The organism is Streptomyces sp. NPDC002276, from assembly GCF_053891435.1.
The window spans coordinates 145,338-160,974 of record NZ_JBSFCQ010000005.1 but is presented as its reverse complement, the minus strand read 5'-3'; the positions used below and the strand labels follow the sequence as shown (position 1 = coordinate 160,974).

Here is a 15,637-nt window from a genome sequence, read left to right as displayed (position 1 = left end):
CATGCCCGCCCCAAGTACCACCCCGACACCCGACGCCACGCGACCTCTGCGTTTCGGCATCCACGGCTCGCCGCACCTGGCCACCCGCATCATCACCGCCGCGGGCCATGGACCGCAGGAGGTCGAGTTCGTCCCGTACGACGTCGCCGACCCGTTCGGCCCGCTGCGGGACCGTTCCCTGGAGATCATGATCGTCAAATACGGACTGCGGGAACCTGACATCGCTGTCAGCCGGCCCGTGAGCTTCGACGGCCGCGCTCTGCTCGTCTCCGCCGACCACCCGCTCGCCGAGCGAAAGACCGTGTCGGTCGAGGAGGCAGCGGAATACGACGCCTTCCGCTGCCCGGGGGACTTTCCTCCGTATGTCTGGGACAAGGTGGTGCCGCCGCTCACCCCCGGCGGAACTCCGATCCGCCGCGTCCACCCCATGACGACGGTGGAGGCGATGACCGAGATACTCGCCCGCACGAACGCCGTCCATCTGTCGTTCCAGTCACTGGAGTCGTTCCTGCCGCCCCACATCAAGGCCGTTCCGGTCCACGACCTGCCGCCCGCACCCGTGACGCTCGCCTGGCTGCGTAAGGTGGCGCTGTCCCCACGGGCAGCCACCCTCGTCGCCGATGCGGAGCGGAGCGCGGTCGACGAGCGGGCCGGGCGATGACGGGGAGCCAGGACGCGCCCGTCGTCCTGCTGCACGCCCTGCCGCTCAGCTCCGCCATGTGGCAGGAACAGGCGGCGGCGCTGCGAGCCCGCGGGCACACGGTCATCACCCCCGACCAGCGCGGATTCGGCACCGCGCCGCTGGGAACCGCCGAGCCCTCCCTCGACACCGTGGCGGCCGACCTCGCCGAACTCCTCGACGAGCGCGGCATCGACCAGGTGACGCTCGTCGGATGCTCCATGGGCGGCTACGCGGCGATGGCCTTCCTGCGGCGCTGGCCCCACCGCGTCCGTGCCCTCGCGCTGTTCGCCGCCCGAGCCGGCGCCGACCACCCCCAAGCAGCCGCCGAACGCCTGAAGTTCGCCGATCTGATGCTCGACGACGCCACCCGCGATCACGTGGTGGCTCGCACTACACCGCTGCTCCTCGGCGCCACCACCAGGGCTCGGCGCCCCGACCTGGTGGACCGGGTCATGACGATGACGAAGGCTGCCTCGCCCGAGGCGACGGCCTGGGCGCAGCGTGCCATCGCGGCGCGTCCCGACTCGTTCCCCGTGCTGCGGAACACCGACGTGCCCGCCGTGGTCGTCACCGGCGAGGAGGACGAACTCGTCGCCCTGGACGAGGCGAGGAGCACGGCCGACGCTCTGCCGAGGGGGCGGCTCGTCACCGTACCGGGTGTCGGGCATCTCCAGCCTCTGGAGGCACCGGACCAGGTCACGGACCTGCTCACCGCACTGCTCGACGAGGCCGCGACAGCGGACCGGAAGGGGTGACGCGCATGCCGACGAAAGACCATGCCTCTTGGGGGTACGCCGCATCGACCGGACTGGGTTTCACTCATGAGGAGATCGTCGAAGCCCACTTCGAGGCCTGCGAGGTCCCGTACCGGACGGCACTGGAGCTGGCCGACATCCGAGCCGGATGGCGCGTGCTGGACGCCGGTTGCGGCAGCGGCGCCTTCCTGCCCTGGCTGGCCGACCTGGTCGGCTCCCGCGGCCATGTGACGGCCATCGACCTCGCCGAGGAGAACGCGTCGCTCGCCGCCGAGCGCATGCGCCGCAGCCGCCCCAGTTGCTCCTTCGATGCCCGGCAGGGGGACCTGCGCGACCTGCCGTACGAGGACGACACCTTTGACGCGGTCTGGTGCGCGAACACCACGCAGTACCTCGATGACGATGAACTCGACCTGGTCCTACGGGAGTTCAGTCGCGTGGTTCGACCGGGAGGGGTTGTGGCGATCAAGGATCTCGATGCCTCCCTGATCACCGCGCGTCCCGGAGACCCCTTCTTGTTCACGGACTTCTTCCGGCACGCGTCCCGCACGCCCGGCTACGCCCGCCAGCTGCTGCGCACTCGCGATCTGCACCGCCGGCTCGACGGGGCCGGCCTGGTCTCGGTACGGCAGAAGACGATGCTGATCGAACATCACGCGCCGCTGCGGCCCGCTGCCCAGCGGTTCTACGCACTGGCCTGCGCCCGCATCGCTCAGCAGGCCGTCGACATGGGGCTCCAGGGAGACTGGCGGCCCTTCCTGGACCCGGACAGCGCGGACAACCCCCTGAGCCACCAGGACGGTTACATCAGCGAAGGCAACACCGTGGCCGTGGGCCTGGTCCCACCGGCCGAGGGCAACTCGTCCGTCGCCGCCCGATGAGGCACCGCCTCGGACACACTCGATCGATTCAGGAGCTCGCCGATGCCCATTCCCGCGTACTGCCCACCCGCCCCCGGACGGGTACCCTTCCTCGGCCACGGTCCCGCCCTGCTGCGGAGACCCCTGTCGTTCTTCGAAGCGACACGGACCGCCGACCCGCTGGTCCGCGTCGGGTTCGGGCCGGCCAGCCTGTTCCTGGCCAACGAACCGGCCCTGGTCCACCGCATCCAGGTGGACACCGACACCTTCGAACGCGGCCGCTTCTTCGAGGCGCTGGCCGGCAACTTCGGCAACCCGCTCATCGCGGCCAGCGGCCCACTGCACCGGCACCAGCGACGTACCCTGAAGCCCACCTTCAGCCGTCGTAGCGTCCGCAACTACACCGAAGTCATCACCGACGAGAGCGCGGCGCGCATCGGCAGTTGGCAGGCCGGTCGGACGGTGGCCGCCGACCAGGAGATTTCCGACCTGGTCGCGGCGGTGGTCCTGCGCTGTCTGTTCAGCACCGAGCTGAGCCACGCCACCGTGCGCGACTTACGTGAAACCATGTACGCGATCTCCCGGCGGCTCCTCCCCCAGACCATCCTGCCGGCGGTCCTCGGCACCATCCCCACCCCCGGCAACCGGCGTTTCATCGCTGCCGTGAACCGGTTCCACGCCACCGTCGACAAGCTGATCCGCGAGCGTCGTGCCGCCCCGGAGCGGCACCACGACGTCCTGAGCGCGCTCCTCGACTCCCGGCATCCCGAGACAGGCGCTCGCCTCACCGACATCGAGATCCGCAGCGAATTCCTCATCCTGCTCTTCGCCGCGCTCGAAACCACCAGCACATCGCTGAGCTGGGCGGTCTTCGAGTCCGTCGTGCGACCCGACGTGCAGCGGCGTCTCCAGGAAGAGGCCGACCGGGTCCTGGGGGACGGCCCGGCGACCTACGACAGGCTCACCGACCTGGTGTTCACCCGGAAGGTCATCGACGAGACGCTTCGGCTGCATGCCCCGATGCTGTTCACCCGCCGCGCCAAACGCGCCGTGACCCTGGTCGGGGTCGTCATCCCCGAGGGCGCCGAGGTCGGCTACAGCCCGCGCGCCATGCACCGGGCCGCGGACCTCTACGAGGCCCCGAGGGACTTCGATCCGGACCGGGCCGGACCCGACGACGGGACCGACCGCCCGCGTGGCGCCTACTTCCCCTTCGGTACCGGACCGCACCGGTGCGTCGGAGAGCATCTCGCCCTGACCACCATGACGGTGGCCCTCGCCTCCCTCGCCGCCCGCTGGGACCTCCGGATAGCGCCGGGCACCGGGCGGATCACCGAAGTCAACAGCTCCCTGCCCCACCTCAGCAGCCTGCCGCTGCTCCCCACCCCCCGCGTCTGACCACGTGACGTGGAGAGAGCCGAGACCGGGAAACCGTCGGGAGTATCCGAACCGGCCAATTCCCGATCGGCTCAAAGTGATCCAGAAGTAAATAAAACTACTCAGGATCATGTGTGAACCGGCCAAAACGGATCGTGATCGGGTCATCGCCGACAACGCGGCTTGTCTGGGCGGAGGGCCCGATCAAGGATGAATCCGGTCCCGCCCGGCCCCGGCCGCACGACGGTCCACGGGGGCATCGCACACGTCGGGACGCAACCCGTTCTCCACTTCGTCAGAGGAGCCCCACCATGCCGGAAACGGTGCTCGACCTGGTCGGCGTCGGATTCGGACCGTCGAACCTGGCCGTCGCGCTCGCGCTGGACGAAGCGGGCGCGACCGCCGGGTGCGACGCGTTGTTCCTGGAGCGGCAGCCGGACTTCGGCTGGCACACCGGAATGCTGCTGGACGAGGCGACGATGCAGGTCTCGTTCCTCAAGGACCTGGTCACCATGCGGAATCCGACCAGCCCGCACAGCTACCTGTGCTACCTGCGGGACCGGGGCCGACTCGCCGCGTTCATCAACCAGAAGTCGCTGTTCCCGCTGCGCATCGAGTTCCACGACTACCTCGCGTGGTGCGCCGAGCGGGTCGGACACCTGGTGCGCTACGGCGCGCGGGTGGTGGACATCCGTCCGGTGTCCGGCCCGGACGGGGCCGTCGACCTGCTCGACGTCGTGGTGCACCGCGACGGGGCCGAGGAGGTGCACCGCACCCGGAACGTGGTGATCGCCGCCGGTCTGCGGCCCTGGCTGCCGGACGGCGTCGAACGGTCGGACCGGGTCTGGCACACCTCCGAACTGCTGCACCGGCTGCCGGAGTTCGAGTCCGTCGCGCCGCGCAGCCTCACCGTCGTCGGTGCCGGGCAGAGCGCCGCCGAGGCGGTGGCGCACCTGCACGGGAGGTTCCCGGAGGCCGAGGTGCGGGCCGTGTTCGGGCGCTACGGGTACAGCCCGGCGGACGACTCCCCGTTCGCGAACCAGATCTTCGACCCCGACGCCGTCGACGAGTACTACGTGGCGCCCGAGCACGTCCGCCGCCGGCTGGTCGACTACCACCGCAACACCAACTACGCGGTCGTGGACCTCGAACTGATCCAGGACCTGTACGCGCGGTCCTACCAGGAGCAGGTGCGGGGCACCCGGCCGCGGCTGGTCATGATGAACGTCAGCCGGCTCGCCTCGCTGTCGCAGGAGGCCGACGCGGTACGGCTGGTCGTGGAACACCTGCCCACCGGGGAGCTGACCGAGTTCGAGACGGACGCGGTCGTGTTCGGCACCGGGTACCGCCCGGCCGATCCGCTCACCCTGCTCGGCTCGTTGGCCGACCAGCTCAAGCTGGACGACCGGTCCCGCCCGCACCTCGACCGCGACTACCGGCTCGTCACCACCGACCGGATCCGCGCCGGGATCTACCTTCAGGGCCCGACGGAGCACACCCACGGCCTGGCCTCGACGCTGCTCTCGGTCACCGCGGTGCGCGCCGGCGAGATCCTCGCGGCCGTGACGGCCGCGGTTCCCGCCCAGGTCCTCACGGCGTCCGCCCAATGACCGGGTTCCCGGAGGCTTCCGGGAGATCGGGCGGGCGCCCAGGAGAAAGGAGACGCACGAGATGTACGTTCCCAAGATCTACCAGTCCCCGGACGCCGAAGCCGTCCGCCTGATCCGCGCGTACCCGCTGGCCCTGCTGCTGAGCAACGGACCCGCGGCACCGCTCGCCACGCACCTGCCCGTGATCTTCCCGCCGGCCGCCGAGCCCGAGGGGATCGAGTCGCTCAGCGGCGTCACGCTCTACGGCCACCTCAACCGGGCCAACCCGCACTGGGAGAGGCTGGCCGAGGGGCAGCACGCGATCCTGGTGTTCCAGGGCGCGAACGCCTATGTCTCCGCCGCCGTCTACGAGCAGACTCCGGCCGCCCCCACCTGGAACTTCGCCACCACCCACGTCCAGGGCCGGATCCACCCGATGCCCGCCCGGGAGGACGCGCTCGACGTGGTGCGCTGGACGGTGGCGGCCTTCGAGGCCGAGCACGGCCTCGGCTGGGACCCGGGCCCGTCGCTCGACTACTTCGACAAGATCGTCGACGGCGTCGGCGCCTTCCGGTTCACCGTCGAGTCGGTCGACACGATGCTCAAACTCAGCCAGGAACAGGCCGACCGCACCAGGGACAAGGTGGTCGCGCACTTCGCCGCCAGCCCGGTCGGGCTGCGCCAGGAGGTCAGCCACCTGATGAGGACCGCCGCCCCGACCGCCACCACCGGAGAGTGGGAGAGAACATGACCGAGACCGCTGATGTCCTCATAGTCGGCCTGGGTGGGCTCGGCAGCGCCGCGGCCTACCACCTGGCGGCACGCGGCAGCCGGGTGATCGGCATCGACCGGTTCGGGCCCGCGCACGCGCGCGGCGCGAGCCACGGCGAGAGCCGCGGGGTCTGGAAGGCGTACTTCATGGGCGCCGGGTACGTCCCGTTGCTCGACCGCGCCTACGACCTCTGGGACGAGCTCGGCGAGATCCGCGGCGAGACGCTGTTCCACCGCACCGGCGGGATCTGCGTCGGCCCGGTCGGCGGCGCGCTCGTGCCCGCCGCGCTCGCCTCGGCCCGGGAGGCGGGCCTGGAGTTCGAGTACCTGGAGAGCGACGAGATCCGCTCGCGCTTCCCGGAGTTCGACCCCGGCCCTGGCGATGTCGCCGTGTGGGACCCGTCCTCGGGTTACGTGCGTCCCGAGCAGGTCGTCACCGCGCACCTCGACCTCGCCCGCGAGCACGGCGCCGACCTGCGGTTCGACGAGAAGGTGCTGGACTTCGCGGACACCGGCAGCGGTGTGCGGGTGCGCACGGAGACCGGCGTGTACGAGGCCGACCGCCTGGTGGTCGCGGCCGGCGCCTGGGCCCCGCAGCTGCTCCCCGAACTCCGGCCGCACATCAAGGTCCTGCGGAAGGTGATGCTCTGGTTCGACCCGATCTCACGGGCCGAGGACTTCTACACCGGCCGTCAACCGTACTGGATCTGGGAGGCCGAGAACGGCACGGTCGGCTACGGCCACCCGGCCGTCGACGGCCCCTCCGGCGGCGTCAAGGCGGGCATCCACAGCGGCGGCGATCTCGCGGACCCGGACTCCCTCGACCGCCACGTCAGCACACGGGACGTCGAGGCCGTGCGGGAGTTCCTGGCCAAGCGGATCCCGGCCCTGCCCGGCCGCTACCTGCGCAGCCGCGTCTGCATGTACGACAACTCGCCCGACCTGGGGTTCATCATCGGCCCGTCGGCCCAGAGCGACCGGATCACCGTCGCCGCCGGCACCTCGGGCCACGCCTTCAAGTTCGCGCCTGCGCTCGGCGACGTGATCGCGCAGCTGGCCACGGAGGGCGCCAGCACCCACGACATCTCGCTGTTCGACCCGCGCCGCCTGACCGACGCGGACACGTGACCGGTACATGTCAGGTCGACCCGCCGATCCCCAACCCCCTTGAGGAGAACCACATGCCCATGATCCGCGTGCAGATGTTCCCCGGTCGCACCTCCGACCAGAAGGAAGCCCTCGTCAAGGAGGTGACCGAGGCGATCGTCCGCACCTGCGACGCCAAGCAGGAGGACGTCTGGGTGATCATCGAAGAGGTCGACCGCGAGCACTGGGCGCTCGGCGGGACCATGTACTCCCGCCTCTAGCCGCGACCTGTCACGCCGTAGCCGCCGGGGCGCGGACAGCCGCCCCGGCATCGCCGCAGGTGACAGTGGTAACGGTGCTCATTGCAGGCTTTGGTGAAACCCTCCGGGGCGCGGTTGACTTGCCCTCCGCCGACGCACGACAGCGACCCTGGGAGCCCCCGTGTCCGACCACCACGACCACGACCACGAGAGCGGTGGTGGTCATTCCGGTCACTCCCACGGAGTGTCCGCGGACGCCGACCGGCGCTGGCTGACGATCGCCCTGACGCTGATCAGCGTGTTCATGCTCGCCGAGGTCGTGGTCGGGGTGGCCGCCAACTCCCTGGCGCTGATCTCGGACGCCGCGCACATGCTCACCGACGTCGCCTCCATCGTGCTGGCACTGGTCGCGATGCGCCTGGCGGCCCGCCCGGCGAAGGGGCACTTCACCTACGGCCTCAAACGCGTGGAGATCCTGTCCGCACAGGCCAACGGCCTGACCCTGCTCCTGCTCTCCATCTGGCTGGCCTACGAGGCGGTACGTCGCCTCGTCTCCCCGCCGGAGGTCACCGGCGGCCTGGTCCTGGTCACCGCCCTGGTCGGAGTGGCGGTCAACCTCGTGGCCACCTGGTGCATCTCCAGGGCCAACCGCACCTCGCTGAACGTCGAGGGCACCTACCAGCACATCCTCACCGACCTGTTCGGCTTCATCGCGACCGCCGTCGCCGGAGCCGTCGTCCTCACCACCGGCTTCGCCCGCGCGGACGCGATCGCCTCCCTGTTCGTGGTGGTCCTGATGCTCAAGGCCGGCTACGGCCTGGTCCGCGACTCCGGACGGATCTTCCTCGAAGCCGCGCCCGCCGGGATCGACCCCGACGCTGTCGGTGACCGCCTGGCCGCGCAGGACACCGTGGTCGAGGTGCACGACCTGCACGTCTGGACGATCACCTCCGGCCAGAGCGCCCTCTCCGCCCACGTCCTGGTGGAGCCGGGCGGCGACTGCCACGCCGTGCGCCGCGGCCTCCAGAAGATGCTCCTGGAGGACTACCGCATCAGCCATGCCACGTTGCAGGTCGACCACCTGGGCGAGGACTCCCCGGACCTGCTCCAGATCACCAGCGCCACCACCGACGACCGGGACACGCACTGCGACGACGCCCACGGCCCCGTCCACCGCCCCGGCCCACACGACCACTGACCGGCCGACCACCTGGCGCGTCTGCGCGACACGCGTTGCGGGACCCACGGACGGCGGTGCCGGCGGTGGAGAGCGACCGCACCTGCCCGGCCGCCGACGCGAAGGGCTGCTGCTGATGAGCGCCGGGACACCCCTGACCCCGCCGGGCCCGGCCCTGCTGCGCCGCGACCAACTGGCCCGCCGCATAAGGCTGTTGGTGGACGCGACCATCGCGTACAACGTCGTCGAGGCGGTCGTCGCCCTGACGGCCGGGACCGCCGCGTCGTCGAACGCGCTCATCGGCTTCGGACTCGACTCCGTCGTGGAGGTGTCCTCGGCGGCGGTCGCCTGGCAGTTCGCCACGGCCGACCACGCGGTGCGCGAGGCCGGGAGGCCCGGGCGCCGCGGATCGTCGCCCTCTCGTTCTTCGCCCTGGCGCTCTACGTGGCCGTGGATTCCGTACGTGCTTTCGTCGGGGCCGGCGATCGCGGCCGTCGCGGTCAAGGAGGGCCGCGACGCCTGGCGGGGCCAGAGGTACTGCGCTCCAACTTCCGTCGCCGTACCGCCAGTTGAGGCCGAGGTGGACCCGTGCGGCTGTCGGGCGGGCCGCGCGTGCTGTGTCTGACCGGGACCCGGCGGCGGGCCACGGTCCGACGCGGTCGAGGGCTCGTACGGATCACGATGGCATCCTGGCCCGCATGGCCGAACCGATCGACGCTCCGCTCGCCGATACCCAACTGACCGCTTTCGTCAAGGCGGTTCGTCAGGATCCCGGGCCTCCCGCCCGGGTCGTGGGCGCGGCGGAGTTGCGTCGCGCGCAGCGACTGCGTGCCGCAGCCCGGCCGCCGGGGCCCGAGGTCGCCCACGTCGAGGATCTGACGGTCGGTTCGGCTGCCGTGGGGGCCCGCCTCTACCGGCCCTCGGCGAAGGGCGGGCCCCTCGTGGTGTTCCTGCATGGCGGGATGTGGACGATCGGCGATCTGGAGTCGCACGACCGGGCATGCAGACGACTGGTGCTCGGTGCCGGGACGGCCGTGCTGAGCGTCGACTTCCGGCGGGCTCCGGAGGACCCGTGGCCGGCCGCTGTCGACGACTGCGTGGACGCGATCCGGTGGGCGGCGGCGGGCGAAGTCCCCGGGGTCGGGGGCGGGGGCGCGGGTCCGCTCGTCGTCATGGGTGACAGTTCTGGCGGCAATCTCGCCGCGCTCGCCTGTCTGCGCCTGCGTGATGAGGGCGGACCGCTGCCGGCCGCCCAGGTTCTGCTGTACCCCAACACCGATCTGACGCTCTCCTGTCCCAGTACCCGGTCGAAGGGCACGGGCTGGGGCCTGGCGACCGACGACGTGGCGTGGGGCGCCGAACAATGGGTCCCCGATCCGGCCCGGCGCGCCGACCCCGAGGTCAGCCCGCTGCACGCCGTGGACCTCGGCGGGCTGCCGCCCGCCGTCGTCGTCACCGCCGAGCACGATCCGCTTCGGGACGAGGGCGATGCCTACGCCGCCCGGCTGGCCGCCGCGGACGTTCCGGTCCGACATCGCCGCGAGGCCGGGATGGTCCACGGATTCCTCACCCTCGACACCCTCTCGCCGACCGCCGCGGCAGCGGGAGAGAGGGTCTTCGCGGACGTCACCGACCTGCTCGCCGACGTCCGCTTCAGCTGACGCCTCGTCGGGCGGCGGCCGCCTGTCCGCGATCCGCGTCGGCCGGGGTGGGGTCACCGGTGTCGCCCCGGCTCTCGGGCTTCGTGTAGAGGACTTCGCGGACCTGCTCCGCCGCGCGGAGGATGCTCTCGCTGATGAAGTCGCTGAACCGGGCGATGTTCTCCAGGCGGGCGGCGGCCGGGCTGTCGCGGCCGAGGACACCGACGCCCCGGCGGGCGATCGCGGCGACCTGGGCGGTGCCGCGGGCGCTGGCGATGGTCGACTGGTACCAGACGTCGTCGTCGACGTAGTAGCGCTCGCGGCGGCGGTCGTCGCGTGACCGACTGACGAGGCCCTGCTCTTCGAGGAACGAGATCGCCTTGGAGACGGACGCCGCGCTGACCTGGAGGCGCTGGACGAGTTCGGCCGCGGTGAGGCTCCCCGCGTCGGCGATGAAGAGGCAGGTCAGCACCCGAGCCGACATCCTGGGCAGGCCCTGTTGCATCAGGAGCGTGGTGAACGCCTCCTCGTACTCGCGCACGGCCTCGTCGTCGCGCCCGCGGTCCCGCACCGGCGCTCCCTGTCCCGGGGGCGGGGTGTGCTTGCGCCGGTGGGCGCGGCGTTCCGTGGCGCGGTGGGCCAGGTCGGCGCGGTAGGTGGTGGGTCCGCCGTTGCGCATCACCTCGCGTGTGATCGTCGAGGTGGGACGGTCGAGGCGGCGGGCGATCTCGGCGTAGGGGAGGCTGTCGGCCAGTCCCAGCGCGATCTGCTGACGTTCCTGCTGGGTGAGCCTGCCTCCCGGCATCGCGGTCTCCTCGGTGATCGTTCGTGGCGGTCCCTGATCTCCTCACCATAGCGTTCACTTTTCATCCATTGCAATGAACGACTTACCGTCGTTGCATTATCCACAAGTCCGTTGCAACGATATCTAAGCTCCGACCTGCACACATATAGATTCCGCGCAACGAGTACGTTGCCACATCATGAAAGGCAACGTAGCGTTTCCGGTGTCAGAAACAACGAACCGACACCGACACCCGGAGTACACGATGCAGAAGTTCGACACCACCGCCCCGATCTCCGTCGTCCTGGACATCCCCGCCGGACGCGTCCAGTTCATCGCCGCGGAACGCGCCGACACCACCGTCGAGGTCCTGCCCGCCGACCCGTCCAAGAGCCGCGACACCAAGACCGCCGAGCGGACGGAGGTCGCCTACGCCGACGGCGTTCTGCGCATCACGACCCAGGCCTCCGACAACAAGCTCTCCGGCCCCTCGGGATCCCTGGAGGTCACGGTCCAGCTGCCCGCCGGCTCCCGTGTCGAGGGCACGGCCGCCGGTGCCGAGCTGCGTGGCGTCGGACGCCTCGGTGACGTCGCCTTCGAGGGCGCGTACCGCCGGATCAAGATCGACGAGGCCGCGGGCGTCCGCCTCACCGCGGTCGACGGCGACGTCGAGGTCGGCCGGCTGGGCGGCCCCGCCGAGATCAGCACCACGCGGGGCGACATCCGGATCGCCGAGGCCGTACGCGGCACGGTCGTACTGCGCACCCGGTCCGGTGACATCTCGGTCGGCGCCGCCGCCGGCGTCTCGGCCGCCCTGGACGCCGACACCGGCTACGGCCGCGTCGGCAACTCCCTCAAGAACGACGGCACCACCGCACTCGACATCCGCGCCACCACCTCCCGCGGCGACATCACCGCCCGCAGCCTCTGAAGCACCACGAGCCGCAAAGCCGTACCAGAAACCCTCACGCGACCAGGAGGAACAGATCATGGCGAAGAACAGCACTTCCTCGACCGGTTCGACGTGGACCGGCATGGTGCCGGTCGACGACACGGCCCTGGCCGTCACCGACACCGGTGGCAGCGGAATCCCCGTGCTCTACCTCAACGGCCAGTTCGCCACCCAGGGTTACTGGGGGCGGGTCATCGCCGAACTGGGCACGGAGTGGCGGCACATCACCTACGACGAGCGGGCCCGCGGCAGAAAATCGAAGCGCTCCGCGGACTACTCCTTCGAGGCCGCCGTCCGCGATGTCGACGCCGTCCTCGCGGCCCGGGGCGTGGCACGGGCGCTGGTGGTGGGCTGGTCCTACGGGGCGTTCGTCGCGGCGCACTGGGCCGCCCGCAATCCCGAACGCGCCCTGGGCGCGGTCCTGGTCGACGGCGCCCAGCCGCACGACTGGCTGGACGAGGCCATGGAGTTGCGGATCCGGAAGACCTTCCGGCGCTTGAACCTGTTCATGCCGCTGCTGCGCCCGACGGGCCTGACCCCGCGGATGAACGCCGGTCAGATGGCGGAGAGCAACATCGAGCTCGGCAGGATCGCCCGCGAGCGGGAGTTGGGCCCCGTCCTGGACGGCATCACCGTCCCGGCGCGCTATGTGGTCGCTTCGGGGGCGTCCCTCGGAAGCAAGGGCGACGAGCAGGAACGGATCCGCGCCAGCCTCGACGGAGTGGTCGCCCGGAACGCGAACATCAAGATCAGCGCGAAGGTCGCCAGCAACCACGACGCGATCCTCAAGAAGGACGCCCCGGCCGTCGCCGACGCCGTACGCGAGGTCGCCGCCCTCGACCGCGACGGACTCTGACGAGCACGAGTCTCCGGGGCGCCCCCGCTCACGCACCTCACCGGAACTCGTCGAAGCGTGGCCGCGGTCCGAAGCCCGAAGTCCGAGGACGGCGCGGCCGGGCGGGCACATGGGCCCAGTGGCGGCTGCGCGGAGCGGCCCGCGCGGCCACGGTCCGGTGCCGGAGGCGGTTCCCCGGGGTGCCCGGCCGTGGCCCCCCGGCCGCCCGCGGGTCGTCACGGTCTCTCCCCTGCCGCGCGGCGGGGCGAAGAGAATGGACGGCATGTCGAACTGTCCGAATGGTCACCGGTCCGAGACCGACGACTGGTGCGAGGTGTGCGGCCACCGCATGTCCGCCGCACCCACGCCGCTCGCGGCGCCCGCGCCGTCCGCCGAACTCTGTCCCGACTGCGGATCGCCCCGCGCCGACCTCGCCCGGTTCTGCGAAGGCTGCCGCTACGACTTCGTCACCCGGGTCGGCCGCGGCGCCACCGAGGCGACCTGGACCGCGACCGTCCGTGTCGACCACGACTACTTCGCCAGGGTGATGGCGCGCAGCGAGCCCGAGGACCAGGGCCTGTACGTCCCCGCCCACTCCCCCGACCTCTACATCCCGCTCACCCGCGGCGTGATGACGATCGGCCGTCGCCATCGGTCCACGGGCGAGGTCCCTTCCATCGACTTGGAGAGCGGTCCCGGGGACCCGGGCGTGTCCCACGAACACGCCCTCCTCGTGCGGCAACCGGACTTCACCTGGTCCCTCGTCGACAAGGGCTCCACCAACGGCACCACGGTGAACGACGCCGACGACTCCGTCCCGCCCTATGTACCGGTGCCGTTGAGGGACGGTGACCGCGTCCACGTCGGACTCTGGACGACGATCACCGTCCACCGGGACTGACCCCGCCGCTACACCTCGATGTGCCAGCCCATGATGACCGTACGGTCGCGGGGCAGTCCGAAGTGCTCGGCGGCGTCGGCGGTGATGTGGGAGGTGGCGATGAAGAGCCGTTTGCGCCAGGGCGCCATCGTCGGTGCCGGGCCGCGCCGGAGCTCGATCGTCGACAGGAAGTACGACGCGTCGTCGAGCAGCAACGGCCCCTCCGTGTCGGCCGGTTCGAGGAGCGCAAGCGTGCCGGGCACGTCCGGTGTCTCCATGTAGCCGAAGCGGGCGGTGACATGGACGATGCCGTCGTCGGCGTAGCCGAGGCCGTCGACGACGATCCGCCGGTCGACCGGGACGCGGGGCACGGGTTCGGTCTCGATGGAGAGGATCACGACCTGTTCGTGCCGCACATGGTTGCGTTCCACGTTGGCCCGCATGGCGAGCGGCGCCGTCTGCTTGCCCCGGTTGAGGAACACCGCCGTGCCGGGGACCTGGAGCACCGGCCGTTCCCCGCTGCGGAGTTGGTCGACGAACTCACGCAACGACCCCTCGTGCTCGGCCCGTTCGGCGGTGACGACCTCACGGCCGCGCTGCCAGGTCGTCATGACGGTGAACGCGGTGATGCCGATCAGCAGCGGCAGCCACGCGCCGTGGACGAGCTTGGTCAGGTTGGCCGCCACGAACAGCAGGTCGACGGAGAGCAGCAGGGTCGCGCCGGTGACGATGAGCCACTTGGGAGTGCCCCATTTCGCGCGGGCGACGTAGAAGAACAGCAGGGTGGTGATGGTGATGGTGCCGGTGACGGCCATGCCGAACGCGAAGGCCAGCGCCGCCGAACTGCGGAACGCGAAGACCAGGGTGAGGACCGAGACCATCAGCAGCCAGTTGATCCAGGGGACGTAGATCTGGCCGATGGTGGACTCGGAGGTGTGCGCGATCCGCAGCCTCGGCAGATAGCCGAGCTGAGCCGCCTGCGAGGCGACCGAGTACGCGCCGGTGATGACCGCCTGGGAGGCGATGACCGTGGCCGCCGTGGCGAGCAGGACCATCGGCCAGCGTCCCCAGTGGGGCACAAGGAGGAAGAACGGGCTGCTGATGTTGTCCGGGTCGTCGAGGATCAGGGCGCCCTGGCCGAAGTAGCTCAGGACGCAGGCGGGGAAGACGAGGAACAGCCAGGCACGGGTGATGGCCCGGCGGCCGAAGTGGCCCATGTCCGCGTAGAGGGCCTCCGCGCCGGTGACCGCGAGCACGACCGCGGCGAGCGCGAAGAAGGCGGTGCCGAAGTGGCCGAAGAGGAAGCCCAGCGCGTAACTCGGCCACAGCGCGCGGAGGATGGCCGGGTGGTCGGCGATGCCGACGACACCGCAGGCGCCGATGGCCGTGAACCAGAGGATCATGATCGGTCCGAACACCCGGCCCACCGCGGCGGTTCCGCGCCGCTGCACCAGGAACAGCACCACGATGATCACCGCGGTGATCGGCACGACCGCGTCGTCCAGCGACGGCTCGACGACCTTGAGCCCCTCGACCGCCGACAGCACGGAGATCGCCGGCGTGATCATGCTGTCGCCGAAGAACAGCGAGGCGCCGAAGATGCCAAGTCCGGTCAGGACGAGGGCAGTTCGCCCGCCGTGCTGTGAACTCCACCGTCGCAGCAGGGTGATCAGGGCCATGATGCCGCCCTCGCCCTCGTTGTCGGCGCGCATCGCCAGCAGCACATAGGTGACCGTGACGATGACGACCACCGACCAGAACACCAGCGACACCACCCCGTACACGTTCTGGGTGCTGACCGGGACCGGATGCGGGTCGCTCGGGCTGAACACGGTCTGGAGGGTGTAGATCGGGCTGGTCCCGATGTCGCCGAAGACGACGCCGAGAGCACCGATCACCACCGCGAGCCGTACCGCGTCCCGGCCGCTCCCGTGATGAGCCCCCGAGGGGGCCGTCTCCGTCCCCTGCCGGCCGTCCGCCATGGTGATC

15 protein-coding genes and 1 pseudogene are annotated in these 15,637 nt (G+C 70.8%); 14 read left to right on the top strand and 2 right to left on the bottom strand.

Translation table 11 applies throughout. The features are described from left to right. The first annotated feature begins 1 nt into the window (after nucleotide 1). The 11 genes and pseudogenes from ACWIHT_RS15340 (at nucleotide 2) to ACWIHT_RS15290 (ending at nucleotide 10,218) form a co-directional block, all read left to right on the top strand. Entirely contained in the window at nucleotides 2–661 is a 660-nt protein-coding gene (locus ACWIHT_RS15340; protein ID WP_456168281.1) for a LysR substrate-binding domain-containing protein, read from the top strand. Further along, a complete protein-coding gene (locus ACWIHT_RS15335; protein WP_456168279.1) occupies nucleotides 658–1,437 on the top strand; it encodes an alpha/beta fold hydrolase in 780 nt (259 codons plus the stop codon). Before ACWIHT_RS15340 ends, ACWIHT_RS15335 begins: the two co-directional genes overlap by 4 nt. Nucleotides 1,438–1,442: 5 nt before the next feature. Continuing rightward, nucleotides 1,443–2,318: a class I SAM-dependent methyltransferase gene (locus tag ACWIHT_RS15330; RefSeq protein WP_456168277.1), complete on the top strand. Its 876-nt coding sequence runs from the start codon at nucleotides 1,443–1,445 to the stop codon at nucleotides 2,316–2,318. Nucleotides 2,319–2,360: 42 nt separating this feature from the next. Then, nucleotides 2,361–3,695, top strand: a complete 1,335-nt coding sequence (locus ACWIHT_RS15325) for a cytochrome P450 (RefSeq protein WP_456168275.1) — start codon at nucleotides 2,361–2,363, stop codon at nucleotides 3,693–3,695. A 290-nt stretch (nucleotides 3,696–3,985) separates the two neighbouring features. Continuing rightward, nucleotides 3,986–5,284, top strand: coding sequence for a lysine N(6)-hydroxylase/L-ornithine N(5)-oxygenase family protein (locus ACWIHT_RS15320; protein ID WP_456168273.1), 1,299 nt, complete (start codon nucleotides 3,986–3,988; stop codon nucleotides 5,282–5,284). A gap of 61 nt (nucleotides 5,285–5,345) precedes the next feature. Continuing rightward, nucleotides 5,346–6,014 carry an FMN-binding negative transcriptional regulator gene (locus ACWIHT_RS15315; protein WP_456168271.1) on the top strand — a complete coding sequence of 223 codons (669 nt, stop codon included), beginning with the start codon at nucleotides 5,346–5,348 and terminating at the stop codon, nucleotides 6,012–6,014. After that, nucleotides 6,011–7,162 carry an N-methyl-L-tryptophan oxidase gene (gene solA / locus ACWIHT_RS15310; protein ID WP_456168269.1) on the top strand — a complete coding sequence of 384 codons (1,152 nt, stop codon included), beginning with the start codon at nucleotides 6,011–6,013 and terminating at the stop codon, nucleotides 7,160–7,162. Before ACWIHT_RS15315 ends, solA begins: the two co-directional genes overlap by 4 nt. Before the next feature lie 53 nt (nucleotides 7,163–7,215). Beyond that, complete coding sequence (locus ACWIHT_RS15305; RefSeq protein ID WP_456168267.1) at nucleotides 7,216–7,401, top strand: 2-hydroxymuconate tautomerase; 186 nt, start codon at nucleotides 7,216–7,218, stop codon at nucleotides 7,399–7,401. A gap of 160 nt (nucleotides 7,402–7,561) precedes the next feature. Further along, the gene (locus ACWIHT_RS15300; RefSeq protein ID WP_456168265.1) at nucleotides 7,562–8,578 is read left to right on the top strand and encodes a cation diffusion facilitator family transporter; all 1,017 of its coding nucleotides are present in this window, start codon (nucleotides 7,562–7,564) and stop codon (nucleotides 8,576–8,578) included. A gap of 115 nt (nucleotides 8,579–8,693) precedes the next feature. Continuing rightward, nucleotides 8,694–9,182 (top strand): annotated as a pseudogene (locus ACWIHT_RS15295) (hypothetical protein). Between the two features lie 73 nt (nucleotides 9,183–9,255). Continuing rightward, nucleotides 9,256–10,218 (top strand): alpha/beta hydrolase, encoded by a 963-nt coding sequence (locus ACWIHT_RS15290; RefSeq protein ID WP_456168263.1) that lies wholly within the window; start codon nucleotides 9,256–9,258, stop codon nucleotides 10,216–10,218. On the opposite strand, the gene ACWIHT_RS15285 is transcribed toward ACWIHT_RS15290, so the two are convergent. After that, entirely contained in the window at nucleotides 10,211–11,002 is a 792-nt protein-coding gene (locus ACWIHT_RS15285) for a helix-turn-helix domain-containing protein (RefSeq protein WP_456168261.1), read from the bottom strand. The genes ACWIHT_RS15290 and ACWIHT_RS15285 overlap by 8 nt on opposite strands. Nucleotides 11,003–11,246: 244 nt before the next feature. Here ACWIHT_RS15285 and ACWIHT_RS15280 point away from each other — a divergent pair, with 244 nt between their 5' ends. The 3 genes from ACWIHT_RS15280 to ACWIHT_RS15270 all read left to right on the top strand — a co-directional run bounded on the left by ACWIHT_RS15280 (nucleotide 11,247) and on the right by ACWIHT_RS15270 (nucleotide 13,669). Continuing rightward, nucleotides 11,247–11,912 (top strand): DUF4097 family beta strand repeat-containing protein, encoded by a 666-nt coding sequence (locus ACWIHT_RS15280; protein ID WP_456168259.1) that lies wholly within the window; start codon nucleotides 11,247–11,249, stop codon nucleotides 11,910–11,912. A gap of 58 nt (nucleotides 11,913–11,970) precedes the next feature. After that, nucleotides 11,971–12,789: an alpha/beta fold hydrolase gene (locus tag ACWIHT_RS15275; RefSeq protein ID WP_456168257.1), complete on the top strand. Its 819-nt coding sequence runs from the start codon at nucleotides 11,971–11,973 to the stop codon at nucleotides 12,787–12,789. 262 nt (nucleotides 12,790–13,051) lie between these two features. Next, nucleotides 13,052–13,669 carry an FHA domain-containing protein gene (locus ACWIHT_RS15270; RefSeq protein ID WP_456168255.1) on the top strand — a complete coding sequence of 206 codons (618 nt, stop codon included), beginning with the start codon at nucleotides 13,052–13,054 and terminating at the stop codon, nucleotides 13,667–13,669. Between the two features lie 8 nt (nucleotides 13,670–13,677). Here the strand turns inward: ACWIHT_RS15270 and ACWIHT_RS15265 are convergent, their stop codons facing one another. Further along, nucleotides 13,678–15,630: a potassium transporter Kup gene (locus ACWIHT_RS15265; protein ID WP_456168253.1), complete on the bottom strand. Its 1,953-nt coding sequence runs from the start codon at nucleotides 15,628–15,630 to the stop codon at nucleotides 13,678–13,680. Between the last annotated feature and the right edge of the window lie 7 nt (nucleotides 15,631–15,637).